Here is a 1,984-nt window from a genome sequence, read left to right as displayed (position 1 = left end):
AACGCACTACCGATCTCACCCCGGTCGTCGCATTGCGCGACTCCTGGTGATAATTGTACTTGCCCTGTCGGCCGCCCAAAGTGAGGCGCAGCGGTTCCGCAAGTTGCAGACCCACCGTGGCGTAGATACCCCGCTGCGACTGTTCGTTGATCGGATACGCGATGAAAGGATTCTGCGTGAATGCCGGCTCGGGCCTGAGCCAGATCTGATCCGTGAAAATGTTGTACGGCACGCCATTGTTGAAAGCGAAGCCGGCGACGCGGTAGTCCTGCTGACCGCCGCCGTCCAGCTCGGCGCGATCGACGCCAACGGTGTATCTGTGACTGCGCCCGAACAGCTCGAACTTACCGCTCGCAGAGAGATCGGCGAGCCGTTGTTTGGGACTGGTGTCGGAGGCGGAACCGTACATGTACGGCCCGGTGAGCGTGACCGGATTCACCGTGCCGTAGCTCCCCATGAAACGCAGTTGGCCGGTTTGATCGATCTGGCTCACATTGAGTTTGAGCACGCCGCTGTCGCCGTAGCGCTGCTCCAGCTTGGCGAACACATCTCGGGTTTTGATGTGAAATCGAGCCCACTCGGCAGCGATGTTGTAGTCGCGCGGCAGCCCCAGGCTGGCGGCATTCGAATAGCGAGGGAATCCGCCGAAGCCCGGGTAGCTGTCGTCTTCGCGCTGCTCGTGGCTCATGCCCACCGCCAGCAACGTGCTATCGGTGATATCCATCTCCAACGTGCCGTAGAAAATCTGTTTCTCGGTGGTGTAGCGATCCCAGAAGTAACCGCGATCCATGTACGACGCCACGGCGCGGCCTCGCAGCCTGCCATCCAGCGCCAGCGGACCCGTCACATCGAGCACGCCGCGATAGTTGTCCCAGCTGCCACCGGACAGATCCAGCCGCACCTCGGTGTTACGTTTCGGCGTTTTGCGAACCAGATTGATCACGCCGCCGGGTTCACCGGCGCCGGAATAAATTCCATCCACGCCGCGCAACACCTCGATACGCTCCAATATGGCCGTGTCCGGGGTATAGGAGAACCCAAAGCCACCGTTGAAAGCCGGCGCGCCGCCATCGAACTGCAGCGTCTGCAATCTAATGCCGCGCGAATAGAAAAACGTGTCGAGCGGCGTGAATGCACTCACTGCAACGCCGGTGGTCTGAATCAACGCTTCCTGCAACGAGGTAATCTGCTGTGCCTCGATACGCTCATTGCTCAGGATCGTGATCGACTTCGGCGTCTCACGCAGCGTCTGTCCGGATTTGGAACCGACGCTCAGCTCATCGTCGAGCGTGCCGAACACGTTGACAGTCTCGATGGTGACAGCGTCGTCGAGCGACTTCGTGGACGCGCGTGTCTCAGAGGCCGCTTCCGCTGGACCCAGCAAGCGATTTGACGTCTTCTGAAAGCCTTCCGAGCGAGGCGCGATGGGACGGATCGCAATGGTGCGCTCGTCGATGTACTCGTAACGCAGCCCGGTGTTCGACAGCAGCTTCTGCAACGCCTCAGTAGGCGTGTAGCTGCCGTTGACGGCCGAGGCCGTTACGCCAACGCCCTCCACCGAGGCGAGAAACACCTGCAGCCCGGACTGACGTCCGAACTCGCGTAATGCATCGTCGATGGGTTGTGCCGCAATGTTCAGCTGCATCGGCGGTGCGCCCGCGGCACCTGCGAGCGAAGCGGCGCTCAGGCACATCGCGCCGATCAGACTGGCCAGTTTTCTTGCTCGGATAGTCATTGCCTTCCCCAATTATTTAGTTGATTCGACCCCGGCTTTGCAACCGGTCCTTGTCAACTAAGAGGCGGCCCGCTACAAAAGTGATCAGTAGCGAAATAAATTGCTCCGGCACTGGTTACTTTCGGCTTTCGGTCCCTCTACATATAAATGAGCGGCAACTTGCCTCCCGATCGCCAGCCCGCCACGCCGGCCGCCAAGCCGGCCGCCAAGCCGGGCACGGTGGCGAATTCCTGGGCGGGAGCGCTGGCA

1 protein-coding gene is annotated in these 1,984 nt (G+C 60.7%); it reads right to left on the bottom strand.

The genetic code is table 11. The annotated features are described in order from the left end of the window. Positions 1 to 1,735, bottom strand: a 1,735-nt coding sequence (locus JNL55_RS25725) for a TonB-dependent siderophore receptor (protein WP_293861128.1), incomplete at its 3' end; no start/stop codon positions are given. Positions 1,736 to 1,984 lie beyond the last annotated feature (249 nt).

This window comes from Steroidobacter sp., from assembly GCF_016790065.1.
In the GTDB taxonomy this organism is placed as follows: Bacteria; Pseudomonadota; Gammaproteobacteria; order Steroidobacterales; family Steroidobacteraceae; genus Steroidobacter.
This window is presented reverse-complemented; position numbering and strand designations above follow the sequence as displayed.